Raw genomic sequence first — 21,099 nt, 5'->3', positions numbered from 1 at the left:
CTCAAAGATTAAATGTTTAATCTTTGAGCTTTTTAAACTTAAAAGCTTAGCAACTTAAGAAAAAAAAACTCCATTGCGTCCTTTATTTTCATTCATGTGATTTAGTTTTGCTGGGGGACAAATTTAAGGGGTGAATATTTTTATCGGACACAATGAAGTATATAGTTAGTAATTATTTTTTTGCCTCGTTTTTCTTTTCAAAAAGACCGCTAAACAAACCTTTGCTTATTTTATTTTTATCATCCTTTCCGGTTGCAATCATGTGATCGACGTATTCCATGTACGTTTTCTTTCTCTCTTCTAGAAAACCTACAAGATACTCCTCAGAAGCGTGCATACCGCTGGTTTCTTCAATCTGCAAAAGTTTCTTGTACAAGGGCTCAATAAATTTTACAATAATATCGTTTGGAACCGATTTTCGAGTGCAGAAGAAGCCTACAATTTCACCATCGGTATCTGCCACAATTTTAAAATCGGTTACAACCCAGTAATAACGGCCTGTTTTTGCCATGTTTTTTACAATGACATGAATGTTTTCACTAGATTTAATACTATCCCACAAAAATTTAAAAATTACTTTTGGCATATCGGGATGACGTACAATATTATGAGGCTGGCCAACAAGCTCAAATTCATCATAACCAGAAACATCTATAAAGTCTTCATTGGCATATAAAATGGTTCCTTTTTTATCAGTTTTACTAAGCAATACTTTATTCTTATTCCAGTCCACTTCTCTATCCGAAGCTGTTGGACGGTGTAATCTGGTATCCATAACTCTTACATTTAAATTAATTTACAATTCAATTCGCATAAAATGAATCCATAAACCTTAATTTGACTCGATTTCTAAGACAAGTAGAATGTTTCTGATTTTACGAAAAACTGTTTCCAACTCATTTTCAAGCCATTCTGGAATTTCATTATTAACAGCAAGATTAACCTGTCTAATATCATTCATAATCTGAATTAGCTTTTTGTATTGAAAATCAAGATCGTAAACATGCGAACTCGTTCGGTAATTTTTAAAAATCTCCTTTACCTCTATTTCAAAATCAGATTGAATCCCCATTTTTTCAATCGAATCTAATGTTATGCTTTCATTCAAAAAATCTTCAATTATTCTTTTAAGACTATGCAGCGTAGGCAGTGCAGTGGGTAAATCATGCTTAAACATACAACAGGTTTAAAAATATTAATATTGTTTTCTTTGGGACTTGACTTTAATTCCAGTTTTAAAAAACTAGTTTCTATTGGTTGTTGATTTCACATGAATATCATTGACTAAATCATCAATTTTTTTGGCACTTTCTCTCATCATTTCAAGATAACTAAGCAGCTTGTCATTATCTGTATGTCCTTTTGAAACATCAATTAATTTTAAAACTGAATTTACTGGCAGTTTTAAATCTAAAGTCGTTCTATGAATAAAGTCATTATAATCTTTTGTAGCTGACATTGAGCTGTATTTTGCCGAAGCCAATTTCATGTTTTCCAACTCATACTCGTCTGAAATTTTAGAGATATGATTTTCGCTATGTTCTTTAAAATAGTACGCCCAATAGCCGTTCATAAAGAAAACCACTGCAGCCAAAACGGTATGAATAATTAATGTTTCGAGATCAAAATTTACTTGCGAAAAATACACCTGAAGGCCGTTGGCATCATTGTAAATATAGTTTTGCAGGTACGCCAATCCAGCATGATGGAGAACAACCAATAAAGTAAGCGGAATTTGAAGCTTCCAATTCTGATAGATAATCAAAATGGTACTGGCAATGAATACGGTAAAATGCATTTCGAACATTCCGTGCATCTGATAAATGTACTGCGCCATAAAAATAGCCAGAACGACAGATAAAACGTATTGGTAAAATTTAGAATTTTTCATGAAAAATTTTGCCGAATAATAAAGCAAAAGATTCAATGTCCCGACGCCAACGCCAATTTCAAAAGTATCATATTTAAAAGAAAGTCCGATACCCAGAAGAAAATATACTGCAAGTACATAATTAATAATTGTATCTGATTTTTGTGTCATTGTAGACATAAAACTATGCAGATAATCTTGTTCGTTTAAGCTAGCTTTTGTTTTCATAGGTTTAGATTTAGGTTTTTGGAAAAGTTATTTAGTACATTTTGGTAATGAACATCCGTATGCTTTAAGAGCTAAAGCATTAAAAGAAGGTTTCTCTTTTTGGTTAAGAAGAGAATCAATCGCCATTTGGGCATAATTGCTTTTGGTATCTGTACAATATCTGGTTTTATTGTAATTGCCTCTATAATATAAATTATGTGACTGGTCTAGTAAAACGGCCTGCGGAGTGGAGAAAACACCACATTTTTTGGCAATTGCTTCATCAAAATATACAGGTATCTCGGCACCAAACTTTTGTTGAATTTCATCAATGGTAAAATTCTTCTGTTTGTTTAACACCACAATTTTAAAATTAACCTGATCTCCGTACTTTTTAATTAAATCGCTTACATGCGGAACATTAAATCGTGAACAGGGACATTCTGGATTAAAAAAATGGATAAAAATAGGTTTGTTGTCAAATGCACAGCATGGACCAAGTTCAATTTTTGAACCCATTGCTATCGCATGATAATTTTTGGGAATAGGTGTTGGAAGACTGTATTGGAACTCATTCTGCCAAAATAGATAACCAATTGAAAAAAGCAAAAATGTAAACCATAAGCTTAGAAGTAATTTTTTCTTCATAAATTATTTTTTTTTATTTTATTCAACCGTAAATAATAAACACTTGTTAATATAATTATTCACTATATTAATCAAAAAACAAAAAAAAACAACTTATATCTACATGTTTTAACACAAAAAGCAAAAACAATTGTTAACTTTTGCGTAAAAATCTTTCATTTTGTTTAACATATCAATGTTACAAATAAAATCGATAAAGTGCAAAAAAAATCAGACAAATTGCAAAAAAAAATCTTCTATACTAGAAACGATAAGCGCTTATCTAAGTCTTAGAACGTAATTTTACCCTCAGCATCTCTACTTTCTTCAAAAAAAATTAAACTTAAATTAAACCTTTTTGCCTGCCTGTAGTCTAAATACAAACCTTTGTACCTACAAATGTTAAATAAACGCTAACAGCTTTCGATTTCGCACCAAAAAGTTAAATTTGTAAGCTTACTAAAAACAAAAACCTAAATTCTATACTCACCTCATTTTTATGAAACTAAAACACCTCATTTACACCCTTTTAATTGTTGCAATTGGTGGCTTTATCACCTACAGAATTATTTCGAACAAGGGTAAAAACGATGAATCTAAAAATTTCAATGATAAAAAAGCTCCAACAACTGTTAATGGAATTATAATAAAGACTGCTACTTTTGACAATAATTTAGCATTATCAGGATCTATTGAAGCAAACGAACAAGTAGAAATTCATAGTGAGGTTTCAGGAATTGTTGAAGGAATATTTTTTAACGAAGGCAGCAATGTAACAAAAGGACAAGTGCTTCTTAAAGTAAATGATATTGAATTAAAAGCACAGCTAAGACAAGCCCTAACTAGAGAAGATTTGGCTGCTGAAAACGCAAGAAGAGCAAAATTATTACTGCAAAAAGAAGCCATCAGTCAAGAAGAAGCAGATGTCGCAAAAGCAGATCTTGCTTCTGCTCAAGCGCAAAGCCAATTAATTAGAGCGCAAATCTCTAAAACTTCTGTTAGAGCACCTTTTTCAGGAAAAATTGGTTTACGTAATATTTCTCCAGGAACATACATTACACCAACTGTTTTAGTGGCAAAATTGGTAAATACCAGTAAATTAAAAATTACTTTTTCTATTCCAGAAAAATATGCATCAGAAGTAAAATCAGGATCTGTAATCGATTTTAGAGTTTCTGGATCTGACAAAACGTATAATGCAAAAATCTACGCTATCGAACCAGAAGTTGCTGTTGCTACACGTACACTTCAGATTCGTGCGCTTGCTGATAATAATGACGGAAAACTTTTTCCTGGGACTTTTGCAGACATCAAATTGCCTTTAAATATTATCAAAGACGCGATAGTTGTTCCTTCTCAAGCAATTATTCCAATTCAAGACGGTAAAAAAGTATTTGTTGCCAACAACGGGCAAGCAAAAGAAGTAATGGTTGATGCGACAACAAGAACAGATTCTTCAATTTTAATTTTAGCAGGATTAAAACCTGGAGACACTTTAATTACAAGCGGTGTTATGTCATTAAAAAACGAAGCTCCTATCAAAGTTCAAGTAAAATAGTTCTAAAGCCAAAAGTCAAAAGTCGAAAGACTTGAATATAGATTTAAAGATGGTAGTCAAGATTTAGCAATAAATCTGAAATCTAAAATCAACAATCTAAAATCTAAAATTACAAATGAGTTTATCTACTACAAGCATAAGAAGACCTGTCTTAACTATAGTACTGAATCTGTTAATTATACTATTCGGTTTTATTGGTTATACATTTCTAGGAGTCAGAGAATTTCCTTCGATTGACCCTGCGCAGGTTTCTATTCGTACCAATTATACTGGTGCCAATTCTGATATTATTGAATCGCAAATTACAGAGCCTCTAGAAAAAGCCGTAAATGCGATTGATGGAATTCGAAATATTACTTCATCCAGCAACCAAGGAAGCAGTACCATTACAATCGAGTTTAATTTAGATAAGGATTTAGAGGAAGCGGCCAATGATGTTCGAGACAAGGTCTCGCAAGCCATTAGAAATCTTCCACAAGATATAGATGCCCCACCAGTTGTTTCTAAAGCCGATGCAGATAGCGAATCTATTATTTCGATGACGGTTCAAAGTGACAGCAGAAGCTCTTTAGAATTAAGCGATTATGCCGAAAATGTTATTTCTCAGCGTTTGGAAACTATTCCAGGCGTAAGTGGCGTGCAAATTTGGGGGCAAAAACGCTATGCTATGCGTCTATGGATAGATCCTGTAAAACTAAATGCTTATAAGTGTACAGTTGCCGATGTGAGAAACGCATTAAATGCTCAGAACGTCGAACTGCCATCTGGTAAATTAACAGGAAACAATACCGAATTAACCGTAAAAACAGTTGGAAATCTTTCTAAACCAGAAGAATTCAACAATATTATCATTCGCACAGATGGCGATAAAATCGTAAGGCTTAGTGATGTAGGCGGTGCCGAATTAGGTCCAGAGAATATAGAGACTTCCTTGATGTCTTCCGGGCTTCCAATGATCGGAATGGCTATTGTTCCAATGCCAGGAGCCAATTATCTGGATATTTCAGCTGAATTTTACAAAAAATTTGAAGCCTTAAAAAAAGATTTGCCTAAAGATATTAAACTTAATATTGCGCTTGATAACACGCAATTTGTAAAGAAATCTGTATTGGAGGTTGCCGAAACTTTAGGAATATCAATCGTTCTGGTTATTATTATTATTTATTTATTTTTTAGAGACTGGGCAATTGCTTTCAGGCCATTAATTGACATTCCTGTATCGTTAATTGCTACATTCTTCATTATGTGGCTTTTTGGTTTCTCAATAAATGTACTAACACTTCTTGCTATTGTACTTGCAACAGGACTTGTTGTGGATGACGGAATTGTTGTAACTGAAAATATTTTCAAAAAAGTCGAAGAAGGAATGTCTCCTATCGAAGCAGCCATTAAAGGTTCTAATGAAATCTTTTACGCTGTTATATCCATTTCTGTCACTTTAGCAGCAGTATTTTTGCCAGTAATTTTCTTAGAAGGTTTTGTTGGCCGACTCTTTAGAGAATTTGGAGTTGTAATTGGAGCTGCAGTATTGATTTCAGCCTTTGTCTCCTTGACTTTAACACCTATGTTAAATGCCTATTTAATGAAAGGCGGCGAACAAAAGAAATCAAAATTCTATATTAAAACTGAGCCATTTTTTGAAAAAATGAACAGCAGTTATGCTGAATCACTGACAAAATTCATGGACAAAAAATGGATCAGCTTTCCTATTTTAATTGCTTGTTTTGGAATTATTTATTTATTCTTTACGATTCTTCCAAAAGAAACAGCGCCTTATGATGACAGAAGTTCTGTTACCATGCGTATGACCACGCCAGAAGGATCTTCTTATGATTATACTTATCGTTTTATGCAAGAAATTTCAAAACTTGTTGACGATTCAATCCCTGAAAAAAAAGTTAGTTTAGTAATTACCGCTGGAGGATCTGGAGGTTCTGCAACTAACTCAGGTTTTGTGAGACTGTCATTAAAAGAACCAGACGAAAGAACCAGATCTCAAAAAGAAATTGCAGACAAATTAAGCAAATGGACAAAAAGATATCCTGATGCTAAAATAGCGGTAATTCAACAGCCAACAATTGCAGTAAACAGACGTGGGGGTTTACCGATTCAATACATTATTCAGGCTCCAAACTTTGATAAGTTGAGAGAGAAAATCCCTGTTTTTATGAATGAAGTAGGTAAAAGTGATGTGTTTTCGACAACAGATGTAAACTTAAAATTTAACAAGCCTGAAATCAACGTTACCATTGACCGTGCAAAAGCAGAAAGTTTAGGAATTTCTATTCTTGACATTGCACAGACTTTACAGCTTTCTTTAAGCGGACAGCGTTTTGGCTATTTTATTAAAAACGGAAAACAATATCAAGTAATTGGACAATTTGACCAAAAAGACAGATCGAAACCTTTGGATTTGACTTCTATGTTTGTGAAAAACAAAAATGGCGAATTGATTCAGATGGATAACGTTGTAAACGTATACGAACAAAGTAATCCGCCGCAATTATATCATAATAACAGATACATGTCTGCAACGGTTTCTGCTGGTTTAGCGCCAGGAAAAAGTATGGGAGACGGAATTGAAGAAATGGATCGTATTAAAGCAAAAGTTTTAGATGAAAGCTTCACTACAGATTTAGCTGGAGAATCACGAGATTTCGTAGAAAGTAGCTCTAATACTTCTTTCGCTTTCGGATTGGCTTTATTGTTAATCTTCTTGATTCTTGCGGCACAATTTGAAAGTTTCATTGATCCATTCATTATCATTTTGACGGTTCCAATGGCGGTTGCAGGAGCTTTATTCTCGTTATGGCTCTTCAATCAAACATGGAATATTTTTAGCCAGATTGGTACGGTAATGTTAATTGGTCTGGTAACCAAAAACGGTATTTTGATTGTAGAATTTGCCAATCAGTTACGAGAACAAGGCAAGCCTAAATTAGAAGCTATTTTAGAAGCTTCAGAGGCACGTTTACGTCCAATTTTAATGACGAGTTTGGCCATTGCATTAGGAGCGCTTCCAATTGCAATGTCGCTTGGAGCTGCATCTACAAGTAGAATTGGGATGGGAGTTGTAATTGTGGGAGGAACTATCTTTTCATTGGCTTTAACGCTTTTTGTAATTCCTGCCATTTATTTTATGTGGTCAAGAGCAAGAAAGCATTATCCAGAATTTGATCATATTGACGAATACGAAAGAGAAAGCATTAAATAAAAATCAGAAATATACTTTCTGGTTAAAGAAAACGAATATGAATATCAAAAAAATATATTGTACAGTACTTATCCTGCTTTTTTGTGCAATTCAGACAAAGGCACAGGAAGTTCTTACTATTGAGCAGGCTATGTCTATAGCTTTGGAGAATAATTTTGAAATTAAAATTGCCAAAAATAATTCCAAAATAACCGAAACAAATGTAACAATTGGTAATGCAGGAATGTTGCCGACTGCAACAGCAAATATTACAGACAATAATAATCTTACGAATTCAACACAAGTACGTCAAGATGGTACATCAACTACATTGAACAATGCTAAAAACAATAGTTTAAATTATGGCGTGAGCTTAGGCTGGACCGTTTTTGACGGAATGAAAATGTTTGCCAAACTAGACCAGTTGAAAGAACTTCAGAAACTTGGCGACGCAGAACTTAAAAGAACTATTTTAGTCAAAATTGCTCAGGTAAATTCAGCTTATTATGATTTAGTTCAAATGCAACAGCAATTGTCGGCATTAGACACTACAATCGTAATTTCGAACCAACGTTTGACTTTAGCTAAAAACCGCTTTAGCATAGGAAAAGCTTCAAAACTGGAAGTATTAAATGCACAGGTGGATTTAAACTCAGATCAGGTTGCTTTATTGAGACAAAAAGAAGCATATGCTAATGGTAAAATTTTGCTGAATCAGCATTTAGCACGCGATCCTAAAATTGACTTTAAAGTAACTGATAAAGTTACAGTTGATAATAAATTAGTTTTGGCTGATTTAATGGAATTGGCTCAAAAGCAAAATCCAGGTTTAGAAGCTGAAATTATAAACAAACGCATAGCCGAATTACAACTTAAACAAGTAAAAGCAGACCGCTACCCTACTTTGAGGTTAACTACGGGATACAATTTTTCTGAAAGCCAGTCGAGTCTAGGATTTACTAGTGAAACATCTTCTAAAGGTTTAAACTATGGTTTTAATGCTTCTATGAATATATTCGACGGTTTCAATCAGCATCGTAATGAAAAAGTTGCCAAATTACAGATCGAAAATTCACAGCTTGCTATAGAACAGCAAAACATAACTTTAAACACACAGTTAAGCACTGCTTTTCAAACTTATTTAACCAATTTAGAATTAATTGATTTAGAAGAAGATAATGAAGCTATCGCAAGACAGAATTTAGAAATCACTTTGGACAAATTTAAAATCGGAACTATTACAACGCTAGATTTTAGAACTGCCCAACTCAATTACGTTAATGCAAAAGTGCGTTACAGCAACGCGCAATACGAAGCAAAATTATCTGAAATTGCTTTAAAAGAATTAGCAGGAAATATTAATTTTTAATTCACTTTTAAAAAATCAAATATTATCTGCCCAATCTGCTGAATCTGCGAGCTATTTTTCTCTCGCAGATTCAGCAGATTGGGCAGATTTTTTTTAAATTTAGCAAAAGTTACATAACGCTTTTAAGAAAACATTCTGTTTGTTTTTGATGCTGAATATTTTTATAATTTACTTCCAACAGAATATTTTTTTACTTTAAATTTGTTACAAAACAAGTTTCAATGATTACATACAATACCAAAGATTGGTTCACTTTTATTTTTCATTTTCATAAGTCAGATACAGTTCGAAAACTGTTCACGATTATGATTGCAATTGGAATTTATGCCTCAGCTGTCTGTTATCTTGAACTTCATTATTTTAAAGTAACCAAAAACGATTATATCCACAACATTCCAATCATGCATGGAATGCTTGGATTTGTCATCTCGCTTTTGCTTGTTTTTAGAACCAATACCGCTTATGACAGATGGTGGGAAGGCCGAAAACTTTGGGGCGGACTTGTAAATAACAGCCGTAATCTTGCTATAAAACTATCCGCAATTTTAAAAGATGAAAATGATAGAAAGTTTTTTAGAAAATACATTCCGATGTACGCAGATATACTTCATCATCATTTAAAAGATGAAGATACAGGCAAAATGCTGTTTGAAGATGTTGAACTGGAAATTGACCAGCATAAACACAAGCCAAATCAATTAAAGAGAATCATGTATCATAAAATCAATGATTTGTATGATGCTAAAAAAATATCGGGAGAACAACTCATTACCTTAAATGAAGAGTTAGTTGCTTTTACAGACATTTGCGGAGCGTGCGAACGTATTAAAAACACTCCTATTCCCTACTCTTACAGTGCTTTTATAAAGAAATTCATCTTCTTTTATACTATGACGCTTCCTTTTGGATATTCTGTTAGTTTAGGTTATCTAGTTGCTCCTGTTGTTGTTTTTATTTTTTATGTTTTGGCAAGTTTAGAACTTATTGCTGAAGAAATTGAAGATCCGTTTGGAAATGATGAGAACGACCTTCCAACAAAAAAAATATCGGAAAACATCAGAAAACATGTGGAAGAATTGATATAATTAAACGTTAAATCTGCAGTTTATATTCTTATTTTCATTAAATTTAAAGTCTTCACCAAAAAATAAATTTTAATGAACAACCAACGATTTTTAGTCAATCCGCTCCAATTATCGCAAGAAAAATCATTAAAAACTCTTGTAGAAAATAGAACTATTTACAATTTGAATCATTGTGAATTGAATCTATTTGAAACCTACGAATCGACTCAAAAAGTTCCATTGAAGTTTAATGATTTGGTGGTGACCAGCATGCTTCGCGGTAAAAAAATCATGCATCTTTTTGATGACCCTGAATTTGTATATCTTCCAGGCGAAACGGTGATTGTTCCTTCTAATGTAGAAATGAAAATTGATTTTCCTGAAGCTTCAAAACACAATCCGACGCAATGTTTAGCATTGGCCATCGATCAGGATAAAATTGCCGAGATTTTAAATTTCTTAAATGAGCAATACCCAAAAGAAGGCAGTAATATGTACTGGCAACTCAATTACCAGAATTATTTCTTTTACAATAATATCGAAATGGCTGCTACCATAAACAAACTCATCAAAGAATGTATGAGTACTTCGATTACCAAAGACATTTTTGCCGATTTGACTTTAAAAGAATTACTAATTAGGATTATTCAAACTCAGACCGTAAAATCTCTTGACGAAGGAAAACCTTTTGAAGATAACAATCCGATTAAAGAAGTTACTGAGTATATTAAGCAAAATTTAAAAGAGAATATCAATTTGAAATCGCTGAGCGAAAAAGCTTGTATGAGCACCACTTCTTTCTATCGTTTCTTTAAACGCGAACTTGGAATGAGTCCGATTGAATATATTTTAAATGAAAAAATAAAATGCGCTAAAAACCTATTAAGAAACCCAACGCTTCAAATTAACGAAGTTTGTTATTTGGCAGGGTTTGAAGATGCGAATTACTTCATTAGATTATTCAAAAAATATGAAGGAATTACACCAAAACAGTATCAGTTACTATATATCAATTAGATGCTAAGATTCTGAGATACTGAGATTCTAAGTTTTTCAACTTGAAACTTGAAACTTGAAACTTGAAACAAAAAAACTATTCAATTCTAAAAACCGGTTCCAAATCCTTCTCTTCTTCGGGAGTAAAAATTCGATATTCTATTTGAAAAGTCTTTTTTAATGGAGTTTCTAGCGAAAAACCTCCTACTCCAAAGGCATCAATTACGGTTAAGGTAAAATGTGCGTGTTTCCAATATTCAAATAAATCTTTGTCTACCCAAAATTCAGTATCTTCAACTGTACCAATACATACATCTCCAGTTCGCTGATAATAGCCTCCTTTTTCAAAACATTGGGGCTGTGTGCCTTCACAACAACCACCTGCTTGGTAAAACATCAAATCACCGTGTTTTTCTTTTAGAATATTTATCAGTTCAACTGCTTTTTCTGTGGCATCAATTCGTTTAATCATCTTTTTATCATTAAAATTTAAAAAGCAGTAAACTCTATGAAGAAATTTACTGCTTTGACATAACCACCTATTTATGTTTTACTTTCAATCAAACAGTAATTCGATTATATTGAATATTTTCAAATCAAAATTGCCTGGAGTGAGCTTGCTTAATGTCATTAAATTTTCATTTAACGCCCCATACATTCCGCTAACTTTTTCCTAAGAATACTCCAGGATTTTGATAGCTAGTCTTTAGAAAAATCCTAATTTCTTTTTGTCATAAGAAATCAGCATGTTTTTGGTTTGACGGTATTGGCTCAACATCATTTTATGGTTTTCACGACCAATTCCAGATTGTTTGTAACCTCCAAACGGAGCGCCAGCAGGATAAGAATGGTATTGATTTATCCAAACACGACCAGACTGAATTGCTCTTGGAACCTGATAAATTTCGTGCGCATCACGTGTCCAAACTCCTGCACCTAAACCGTACATCGTATCATTTGCAATTTCAATCGCTTCTTCTGTAGTTTTAAAAGTCGTGACCGCCAGAACTGGCCAAAATCTCTTCTTGAAAGATTCTCATTTTATTGTGACCTTTAAATAAAGTTGGTTTAATGTAATAACCGCCTTCTAATTCGCCTCCTAGTTTATTTTCATCTCCTCCCGTTAAAACCTCTGCTCCTTCTTCTCTTCCTAATTTAATGTAAGACATGATTTTTTCTTTCTGCACAATCGAAGTCTGAGCCCCAATCATAGTCGATTTATCCAACGGATTTCCAGCTATAATGGCTTCAGTTCTTTCGATTACTTTTTTGATAAACTTGTCGTAAATATCTTCGTGAACTAATAGCCTAGAAGGACAAGTACAGATTTCACCTTGATTTAAAGCAAATAATACAGCACCTTCAACCGCTTTGTCAAAGAAATCATCATCATGATCTGCTACTGACGGGAAGAAAATATTTGGAGATTTTCCACCCAATTCTAAAGTAACCGGAATAATGTTTTCTGTAGCGTACTGCATTACCAAACGTCCTGTTGTAGTAGAACCCGTAAATGCCGCTTTTGACACTTTTTTATTGGTTACTAACGGACGGCCTAATTCGGCACCAAAACCGTTTACTATGTTTAAAACTCCTGGAGGAAGAATATCTCCAATTAATTCCATTAAAATCATAATCGAAATTGGCGTGCTTTCTGCTGGTTTTAGAACAATTGTGTTTCCTGCTGCGAGAGCTGGAGCAATTTTCCAAACTGCCATTAAAATCGGGAAATTCCACGGAATAATCTGCGCCACAACACCAAGAGGTTCGCTTAATGCAATAGAAACAGTTTGCGAATCCAATTCTGCTATCGAACTTTCTTCTGCACGAATTACGCCTGCAAAATATCTAAAGTGGTCAATGGCCAATGGAATATCTGCAGCAAGTGTTTCACGAATTGGTTTTCCGTTGTCTACCGTTTCAACTGCTGCAATATATTCTAAATTGTCTTCAATTTTTTGTGCAATCTTATTTAGTAAAATACTCCTTTCGGTTACCGAAGTTTTTCCCCAAGTTTTAAATGCTTCATAAGCGGTATCTACAGCCAATTCTAGATCTTCTTTCCCAGAATGTGCTGCTTTTGTAAATACTTTTCCATCAATTGGAGAAACAACATCAAAGTATTCTCCTTTAATTGGGGCTACAAATTTTCCACCAATATAGTTATCGTATTTTGCCTTAAATTCAGGTCTTTTTACTGCGGTACTCATAATTTTCTTTTTTTGATTTACTCCAAATTTAGTTTCATAAAAAGAAACAGAATAGCACTTTTCATTCATCTTGTAGCACAAAAATTACACATTCGTTTTTTTTAGACTTTTATAATAATCATTTAGCAAAATTTTAATCTATAAATTGCTAAATAATTAGTAAACAACATTTTTCGGTCATTTAAAAACAAATAGAAAAAACTACTCAATTTTTTCTTACTCCAACGCGCAATCCTTATATTTGTAACCTCATACAAAGAATTAAAGAACTACAATGAAAATATCTTACAACTGGTTAAAACAATTTATTAAAACTGATTGGACATCTGAGCAGACTTCTGAATTACTAACAGATTTAGGTTTAGAAGTTGAAGTTGTTGAAAAATACGAATCAATTAAAGGAGGTTTGGCAGGCGTTGTTGTTGGACACGTTCTAACTTGCGAAAAACATCCTGATGCTGATAGATTGAAAGTTACTACAGTTGATGTTGGTTTAGAAGCTCCTGTACAAATTGTTTGCGGCGCTGCAAATGTGGCTGCAGGACAAAAAGTGCCTGTTGCAACAATTGGAACCGTTTTATACGATAAAGATGGTGCAGAATTTACCATTAAAAAAGGAAAAATTCGCGGACAGGAAAGCCACGGAATGATCTGTGCTGAAGATGAATTAGGTTTAGGAAATAGCCATGACGGAATTATGGTTTTGGTCGAAGATTTGGTTCCAGGAACTCCTGCTTCTGAAGTTTTTCAAATTGCAAATGATGAAGTTTTCGAAATCGGATTAACACCAAACCGTGCCGATGCAATGAGCCATTATGGAACTGCTCGTGATTTAAGAGCAGGAATGCTACAACGTGGTGTAAATGTAGAATTGATTACGCCTTCTGTAAGCAATTTTAGAGTTGACATGCGTACGCTTAAAATTGACGTGAATGTTGAGGACAATCATTTAGCTCCAAGATATTGCGGTGTAACTATTTCTGGAATTTCTGTACACGAATCTCCAAGCTGGTTACAAGACCGTTTAAAAGCTATTGGTCTAACTCCAAAAAATAATATTGTTGACGTTACTAATTATGTTCTACATGAATTAGGACAACCTTTACACGCTTTTGACGCTGCCAAAATCAATGGAAAAATTATTGTAAAGACCGTTGCTGAAGGAACTAAATTTGTTACTCTTGATGATGTTGAAAGAACACTTCATAAAGAAGATTTAATGATTTGCGACGAAAAAGGTCCGCTTTGTATTGCTGGGGTTTTTGGAGGAAAAAAATCTGGAGTTTCTGAAGGAACTACTTCTATATTCTTAGAAAGTGCTTATTTTGATCCTGTAAGCATTCGTAAAACAGCAAAAAGACATCAATTAAGCACAGATGCTTCTTTTAGATTTGAAAGAGGAATTGATCCAACGATTACAGAATACGCTTTAAAACGTGCGGCGCTTCTAATTCAGGAAGTTGCTGGCGGAAAAATTACTTCTGATGTTGTAGAAGTTTATCCTAAAAAAGTAGAAGATTTTTCTGTTTTGTTGAATTTCAGTCATGTTTCTAAAATTATTGGACAAGAAATTCCAAAAGATACGATCAAAAAAATATTAGTTTCATTAGATATTAAAGTAAACAGCGTTTCAGATACTGGTTTAGGTTTAACCATTCCGGCATATCGTGTAGACGTTCAGCGCGAAATTGATGTAATCGAAGAAATTTTGAGAGTTTACGGCTATAATAACATTAACTTCTCTAAGAAATTTAATGCTACAGTAGCAAATTCGCCAAGAACAGAAGATTACAAAGTACAAAACGTAATTGCTTCTCAGTTGAATTCGCAAGGTTTCCATGAAATGATGGCTAATTCATTAACGACTGCAGCTTACGCGAAATTATCAGCTTCATTAAAAGAAGAACACAATGTATCGATGCTGAATCCGTTGAGTAGTGATTTGGCTACACTTCGCCAATCTTTATTATTTTCTGGATTAGAAGCAGTTTCATACAACATCAATAGAAAAAATTCAGATTTAAAATTATTTGAATTCGGAAAAACATACCATAAGTATTTAAACGGTTACGAAGAACATAAACACCTTTCTTTATTGATCTCTGGAAACAGAAACAAAGAAAGCTGGACAAATCCGCAAAAAACAACAGATTTCTTCTTGTTGAAAGGATATGTAAAAGCAATTCTATCTCGTTTAGGAATTGAAAAGATTTCGAATGCACCAGTTCAATCTGATATTTATTCTGAAGGAACAGCAATTACTTACAACAACGATATTTTGGTTGAAATGGGCGTTATTAAAAAGCCTATTTTGAAACATTTTGGTATTAAGCAAGACGTTTATTACGCAGATTTTAACTGGGATTTGGTTTTAAAAATCATTACAGGAAAAATTAAGTATACTGAAATTCCTAAATATCCAGAAGTTCGTAGAGATTTGGCTTTATTAATCGATGAAAAAACGACTTATGAAAGCATTTTTAACTTGGCAAAACAAACAGAAAAAGTGCTTTTAAAAGATATCAATCTATTTGATGTTTATCAAGGAAATAAATTACCAGAAGGAAAAAAATCATACGCTTTGAGTTTTACTATTCAAGACAATACTAAAACATTAACCGACGCTCAAATCGACAAAATCATGTCTAAATTACAGCAGACTTTCGAAACTGAACTTGGTGCAAGTTTAAGATAATTTCTTTCTTACTTTCAAAATAAAAAACCCGACAATGATTTTGTCGGGTTTTTTATTTTGTTTCAAGTTTCAGCACGTTTAAAATTATGTTAAGCCAAACAGGGTGCTTTGTTTGGATTTTATCTTCTTTTTAAAGCTGAACATGGTTTTACTGTTTTCTAGCCTTAAATACGCAATAAAAGGTAAAATTAGACTTAAACCTTTACTGCTCGAGATTTTTTTTTCGTTTCTATTAATATGTTAGCGCAGCAAAAACGGGATACTCTTTTATTTTTTCTCTTCCGTTAAGAAAAGTCAACTCCATTAAGAAATTGCATTGTACAATTTCCCCACCTAATTTCTCTACCAATTCACAAACTGCTTTTGCGGTTCCACCAGTCGCTAACACATCGTCGTGAATTAAAACTCGATCTCCTTTTTTAATAGCATCGGTATGCATTTCGAGACTATCAGTTCCATACTCCAATTCGTAAGAAGCAGAAATGGTATCAAACGGAAGTTTTTTTGGTTTTCTTACGGGAACGAATCCGGCATTTAACTCTTGCGCCAATAACATTCCGAAGAAAAAACCACGAGATTCAGCACCAACGACCTTGTCAATTTTTTGTCCATTTAAAGAATCGAGCAAAATTTTAAGGCAATTTGTACGCGCTTCTGGATTAATTAGCAAAGGTGTTATATCTTTAAACAAAATTCCTTCTTTTGGAAATCCCTGAATATCACGTATATAATTTTTAATCTGCATTTTTTTTTATTTTTCTGTTATTTTTCTCTTGTATATCTCACATTTATGTCTATCTTTGCACCCGCAATAAGCAATCAACAAAGCTACAAAAAAATAGCTAATTGATAACAAAAGGCCTCGTGGCGCAACTGAATAGCGCATCTGATTACGGCTCAGAAGGTTACTGGTTTGAATCCAGTCGAGGTCACTCTTAAAAAAACGTTAATACCTTGGTATTAGCGTTTTTTTTATGCCTATTCAACACTATTTAACAATCTTTTCCATCCAAAAAAGAAAGATTTGTTAATTCTGTGATGTTAACTCTACAGGATACAAACCTTCCATAAAGTCCTGTAAACATTGATGTAAAAAAAGTTTCTAAATTTATATTAACAATAATTTAAGATTATAAAAATTGAAAAAGAAAGGTATAGAGAAAAAATACAGCTGAAAAAGCTCAAAAAATGCTTTACTAGTATGAATAGAATTTTTCTTTGCGAACATTTTCAATTGATATGAAGTTCCCTCAGAATCAAAAAAACAAGCTACAGATGAAACTTTTTAAGGATTTTCAATCTTACAATAATTACATTGGATTAGATAAGCCATTGGACAACGACATAGACGTTGGTTATTATGATCCACCAAACATGCTTTTGAAATCAGAAGCTGTAATGGTTGATTTTTACAGAATTTCGATCAAAATAAATTTTAAGAGTAAAATCACACCTGAAGAGAAACCAATTAATGCTGTCTTTTTCAATAGTCCCGAGTTAGTTTTGACAACAGGCTGGGACGTTGAACCAACTTATACTGGAATGTATTTACAGCTTTCCAAAAAAATAATTGAAGAAAACCGCTTTTTATTTAAGACTTATTTAGATTATGGACAACACGAGGCCTTGCAATTAACAGACGAAGAAATAGAAGAAATTAATGCAGTTTTCAAATTGATGATAAAATATTACCAAAGCGATAAAAAGCATTTTGCCATTTTACTTTCTTACGTGAATGTTTTAGTTTCATTAGTGGAAGAATTTTACAAAAGACAGTTTTCAACCGATCCGAAACAATATAATCACATCATATCCGATTTTCAGCAAAGTTTGATTGATTATTACAATCAACCTGTTTCTCAAATTCCAAATGTTCAATATTTTGCCGATAAATTAGGCCTAACCGCTAATTATTTGGGCGATATTGTAAAACATTTTACTCAAAAATCTACACTTGAAACTATTCATGAATTTGTTATAAAAAAAGCAAAAGATCTTTTAGAAGAAAATCCTAAAATGAAAACTGCAGAAGTAGCTTATGAATTAGGCTTTGAATATCCCAATTATTTTTCAAAATTCTTCAAAAAGCAGGTTAATCTCACACCGAAAGAATACCGTTTACAACTTGTTCAAATCAATAAAAAAACGCCATCTTAAGATGGCGTTTTTTGTTATCGGTAATTTGTTTCCTTTTTACTAGTGATCTGTTTCCTTTGATTCTTAGTACGAAATCTAAATTTGTATCATTAAAATTTAAGATATGAAAGGCGAAGAAAATTCAAGAAGAAAATTTATTCAACAAACAGCAATTGCTAGTGCAGGTTTACTATTTGCACCAAATTTATTGTCTGCATCAAACACTTCTTCATATTCAAAACAAATCAACAATAATAAGGCAAACAATATGAAAACTAGAAAACTTGGAACTCTGGAAGTTTCAGAAATTGGTCTTGGATGCATGAATATGGTCGGTAATTACAATCCTCCTGCAAATCATCAACAATCTATTAAAACTATACGCACCGCATTTGAAAATGGAGTACGATTTTTTGACACAGCAGAAGTATATGGTCCTTATACAGATGAAAAACTGGTTGGCGAAGCGCTTGAGCCTTTTCGTAAAGAAGTTAAGATTGCCACAAAATTCGGATTCGCAATTGATGGTACTGTTGGATTAAACAGCAGACCAGAAAGAATCAAGAAAGTTGTTGAAGAATCACTTACACGTCTTCGAACCGATCATATTGATTTATATTATCAACATCGAGTTGATCCTAATGTACCAATAGAAGAAGTTGCCGGTACAATTAAAGAACTTATTCAACAAGGTAAAGTTTTGCATTTTGGACTTTCCGAAGCAAGTGCAAAAACAATTCAGCGCGCACATGCTGTTCAAAAAGTCTCCGCTGTTCAGTCAGAATATTCATTATGGACACGTAACGTCGAGTTAAATGGAGTCCTTAAAACCTGTGAAGAGCTAGGCATCGGGTTCGTGCCATGGTCTCCTGTAGGTGCTGGTTTTTTGACTGGCAAATACGATACAACTACTAAATTCGATAAAGAATCAGATTTCCGCGCCGGCTTTCCTCGTTTTTCAAAAGAATTTTTACCATTGAACATGCCAATGATAGACTGGCTAAAAGATTATGCCGTAACAAAGAATGCAACACCAGCTCAAATCGCCCTAGCGTGGTTACTGGCTAAAAGCCCGAATATCGTTCCAATCCCTGGCACTCGTACTCAGGAACATTTATTGGAAAACCTTGGCGCATCAAAAATTCATTTAACAAAGGAAGACATTCAAAGTATAGAAACTTGTTTTACAAAATTCCCTGTTTACGGTAACCGTATGGGAGAAGCACATATGAGTTCAATTGACTATACTATTTAAATACAAAATCAAGAAATTATAATAAATATGAAAAAAGTATTATTAATCAATACACATTTAACTTATCAAGGTTGGTCAGAGGGAACATTAAATAATTCTTTTCTTCAAAAAGCTAAAGATTTTTTTACGGCAAAAGGATTAGAAGTATTAGAAACCCAAATAGAAAATGGCTATGATGTAGATAATGAAGTAGAAAAACATCTCCAAGCTGATATTATCATTTTGCAAACTCCAGTCAATTGGTTTGGTGCGCCATGGATTTATAAAAAATATGTAGATGAAGTTTTTAACAGTGGACTTAACAGCCAAAAATTTCTTTCAGGCGACGGAAGAACGAGAGAAGATTTAACCAAACAATACGGAACAGGTGGAAAAATGCAGGGGAAAAAGTTCATGATTTGCGCTACTTTTAATGCACCCGCAGAAAGCTTTGACAATCCTCTACAGTCTTTAATGCAAGGAAAAGGAACCGAAGATTTATTTTTAAATATTACAAGCAATTATCGTTTTTGTGGCGTAGAAATTTTAAAAGGCTATAACTGTTTTGATATTTTTAAAGATGGAGATATTGCTCAAGATTTAGAAAATTACCCTAAACATTTAGAAAAACTTTTTTAATTAATTACAAATTAAAATCATTAATTATTCCAACAATTTTTGATGTCAAATTTCTAAAAATATTTTTCTAATTTTAAAATATTATTCGATTAACTCCAAAAAGAAATAGTAGCTCAATAAAATTTTACTTGGAAAAAACAACCTTCAGATCGAAAAATATTAGTGCATAATGGATCTTAACATTTAACCTTTACAATACAGACAAACCGCTTCCTAATAAAAAAATCCAAATAATTATCCTATAAATTCACTTGAAAGTAAGCCAATTTCTTTAAATCGTTCATAAAATGATTTGTAAATTGTGAAGTAACCGTCACAAAAAAATCCCATTTCTAACGAAATGGGATTTTTTTTATGTCTTTTTCATAACTGTTTAGTATATTTATTCACTATCACTTTCAACATAAACGTTTGAGAGCTAGAAGCTCGCACCAATAGGAGGATTCAAGAATTTTCTCGCTTTTAAAGGGGTGTTAAAAACCATTTAATCTATAATAATTTACTTTTTTTTGGTTTTAAAAGCCATTTACTTGCTAACCAAGTTAATAAAAGAGGTGATGTCATTGCTAAAAAATCAAATATATAAAGTGCAATAACTCCTCCTGCATCAAGTGATGCATATGCTCCAAATAAAATAATGTGACCAATTAAGCCTGCAGTCAAAGTTGCTGCCATTGCCCATCCACTCATTACTTTCCATTTTAAGCAAGCACGAATCATCAATATAGTTACAGGAATAAATAAAAACATACTGGTAATTGTACCGCCGCTAACATAATAATATAAAGGATTTCCCGATGATAGCCAACCTCCAATATGAAGGAGTCCGTTAGCTAAAATGAGGCCGTATGGAGCTAATGCAACCATTGGGTTTGTTTTGTAGAATTTCCAAGCTCCAAGCATTGCCATCAGCCATAAGATAATATTCACAAGCCAATAATGCTGTAAAGGAATCGGACAATTTGGATAAGCTCCATACCCTACTTTTTGACAAATCATATCCGCAAAAGGATGATGAAGAGAATGCACATCATAATAAAGCGCATATTCTTCAAATTGATGAATCATATACATTGGCGCCGCAACCCAAGCATACCAACCTGCATCTTGCCAACGAGGTTTGTTCAAATCGCTTCGTAGCAAATCTGTAAAAAACAATAGGACAAAAAATACAATTGCCATTCCTAAACCTATCCATGACCAAGCAAAGTCAAATTTTATTACGAAATCTTCCATATTTATTTAATTTTAAATTATGATGCAAATTCGTTATAAAAAAAATACTTCAAATCAAATTAATT

Annotated in this window: 16 protein-coding genes, 1 tRNA gene and 1 pseudogene; 10 read left to right on the top strand and 8 right to left on the bottom strand. The window is 33.1% G+C overall.

Annotated features, from left to right (window positions below):
• Positions 1 to 172 precede the first annotated feature (172 nt).
• From ACPWTF_RS24570 to ACPWTF_RS24555, 4 genes are all read right to left on the bottom strand, one after another.
• Positions 173 to 775 carry a PAS domain-containing protein gene (locus ACPWTF_RS24570; RefSeq protein ID WP_427873709.1) on the bottom strand — a complete coding sequence of 201 codons (603 nt, stop codon included), beginning with the start codon at positions 773 to 775 and terminating at the stop codon, positions 173 to 175.
• Positions 776 to 832: 57 nt separating this feature from the next.
• Positions 833 to 1,177, bottom strand: a complete 345-nt coding sequence (locus tag ACPWTF_RS24565) for a hypothetical protein (RefSeq protein WP_427873708.1) — start codon at positions 1,175 to 1,177, stop codon at positions 833 to 835.
• A gap of 66 nt (positions 1,178 to 1,243) precedes the next feature.
• Positions 1,244 to 2,098, bottom strand: a complete 855-nt coding sequence (locus ACPWTF_RS24560) for a hypothetical protein (RefSeq protein WP_095929242.1) — start codon at positions 2,096 to 2,098, stop codon at positions 1,244 to 1,246.
• Between the two features lie 27 nt (positions 2,099 to 2,125).
• The gene (locus tag ACPWTF_RS24555; protein WP_427873707.1) at positions 2,126 to 2,725 is read right to left on the bottom strand and encodes a TlpA family protein disulfide reductase; all 600 of its coding nucleotides are present in this window, start codon (positions 2,723 to 2,725) and stop codon (positions 2,126 to 2,128) included.
• 478 nt (positions 2,726 to 3,203) lie between these two features.
• Here ACPWTF_RS24555 and ACPWTF_RS24550 point away from each other — a divergent pair, with 478 nt between their 5' ends.
• The 5 genes from ACPWTF_RS24550 (at position 3,204) to ACPWTF_RS24530 (ending at position 10,905) form a co-directional block, all read left to right on the top strand.
• Positions 3,204 to 4,262, top strand: a complete 1,059-nt coding sequence (locus ACPWTF_RS24550) for an efflux RND transporter periplasmic adaptor subunit (protein WP_427873706.1) — start codon at positions 3,204 to 3,206, stop codon at positions 4,260 to 4,262.
• Between the two features lie 115 nt (positions 4,263 to 4,377).
• A complete protein-coding gene (locus tag ACPWTF_RS24545; protein WP_427873705.1) occupies positions 4,378 to 7,476 on the top strand; it encodes an efflux RND transporter permease subunit in 3,099 nt (1,032 codons plus the stop codon).
• Between the two features lie 37 nt (positions 7,477 to 7,513).
• Entirely contained in the window at positions 7,514 to 8,824 is a 1,311-nt protein-coding gene (locus ACPWTF_RS24540; protein ID WP_427875787.1) for a TolC family protein, read from the top strand.
• 221 nt (positions 8,825 to 9,045) lie between these two features.
• Complete coding sequence (locus ACPWTF_RS24535; protein ID WP_095929237.1) at positions 9,046 to 9,909, top strand: bestrophin family protein; 864 nt, start codon at positions 9,046 to 9,048, stop codon at positions 9,907 to 9,909.
• Between the two features lie 72 nt (positions 9,910 to 9,981).
• The gene (locus ACPWTF_RS24530) at positions 9,982 to 10,905 is read left to right on the top strand and encodes an AraC family transcriptional regulator (protein WP_427873704.1); all 924 of its coding nucleotides are present in this window, start codon (positions 9,982 to 9,984) and stop codon (positions 10,903 to 10,905) included.
• A gap of 76 nt (positions 10,906 to 10,981) precedes the next feature.
• On the opposite strand, the gene ACPWTF_RS24525 is transcribed toward ACPWTF_RS24530, so the two are convergent.
• Both ACPWTF_RS24525 and ACPWTF_RS24520 read right to left on the bottom strand, forming a co-directional pair.
• Positions 10,982 to 11,356, bottom strand: coding sequence for a DUF779 domain-containing protein (locus tag ACPWTF_RS24525; protein ID WP_427873703.1), 375 nt, complete (start codon positions 11,354 to 11,356; stop codon positions 10,982 to 10,984).
• A 234-nt stretch (positions 11,357 to 11,590) separates the two neighbouring features.
• A pseudogene (locus ACPWTF_RS24520) lies at positions 11,591 to 13,094 on the bottom strand (aldehyde dehydrogenase family protein).
• Between the two features lie 274 nt (positions 13,095 to 13,368).
• Between ACPWTF_RS24520 and pheT the strand changes: the two are divergent.
• A complete protein-coding gene (pheT, locus tag ACPWTF_RS24515; protein ID WP_427873702.1) occupies positions 13,369 to 15,789 on the top strand; it encodes a phenylalanine--tRNA ligase subunit beta in 2,421 nt (806 codons plus the stop codon).
• A 232-nt stretch (positions 15,790 to 16,021) separates the two neighbouring features.
• Here the strand turns inward: pheT and ACPWTF_RS24510 are convergent, their stop codons facing one another.
• Positions 16,022 to 16,534, bottom strand: a complete 513-nt coding sequence (locus tag ACPWTF_RS24510) for an adenine phosphoribosyltransferase (RefSeq protein ID WP_427873701.1) — start codon at positions 16,532 to 16,534, stop codon at positions 16,022 to 16,024.
• Positions 16,535 to 16,647: 113 nt separating this feature from the next.
• Between ACPWTF_RS24510 and ACPWTF_RS24505 the strand changes: the two genes are divergently transcribed.
• The 4 genes from ACPWTF_RS24505 to ACPWTF_RS24490 all read left to right on the top strand — a co-directional run bounded on the left by ACPWTF_RS24505 (position 16,648) and on the right by ACPWTF_RS24490 (position 19,798).
• Positions 16,648 to 16,721: transfer RNA gene (locus ACPWTF_RS24505), tRNA-Arg, on the top strand.
• Between the two features lie 343 nt (positions 16,722 to 17,064).
• Positions 17,065 to 17,946, top strand: a complete 882-nt coding sequence (locus tag ACPWTF_RS24500) for a helix-turn-helix domain-containing protein (protein WP_427873700.1) — start codon at positions 17,065 to 17,067, stop codon at positions 17,944 to 17,946.
• Between the two features lie 103 nt (positions 17,947 to 18,049).
• A complete protein-coding gene (locus ACPWTF_RS24495; RefSeq protein WP_427873699.1) occupies positions 18,050 to 19,180 on the top strand; it encodes an aldo/keto reductase in 1,131 nt (376 codons plus the stop codon).
• A 27-nt stretch (positions 19,181 to 19,207) separates the two neighbouring features.
• Positions 19,208 to 19,798 carry an NAD(P)H-dependent oxidoreductase gene (locus tag ACPWTF_RS24490; RefSeq protein WP_427873698.1) on the top strand — a complete coding sequence of 197 codons (591 nt, stop codon included), beginning with the start codon at positions 19,208 to 19,210 and terminating at the stop codon, positions 19,796 to 19,798.
• A gap of 489 nt (positions 19,799 to 20,287) precedes the next feature.
• On the opposite strand, the gene ACPWTF_RS24485 is transcribed toward ACPWTF_RS24490, so the two are convergent.
• A complete protein-coding gene (locus ACPWTF_RS24485; RefSeq protein WP_427873697.1) occupies positions 20,288 to 21,034 on the bottom strand; it encodes an HXXEE domain-containing protein in 747 nt (248 codons plus the stop codon).
• Positions 21,035 to 21,099 lie beyond the last annotated feature (65 nt).

The sequence above is a fragment of the Flavobacterium sp. MMS24-S5 genome (assembly GCF_050320125.1).
GTDB classification, from domain to species: Bacteria; Bacteroidota; Bacteroidia; order Flavobacteriales; family Flavobacteriaceae; genus Flavobacterium; species Flavobacterium tyrosinilyticum.
This window is presented reverse-complemented; position numbering and strand designations above follow the sequence as displayed.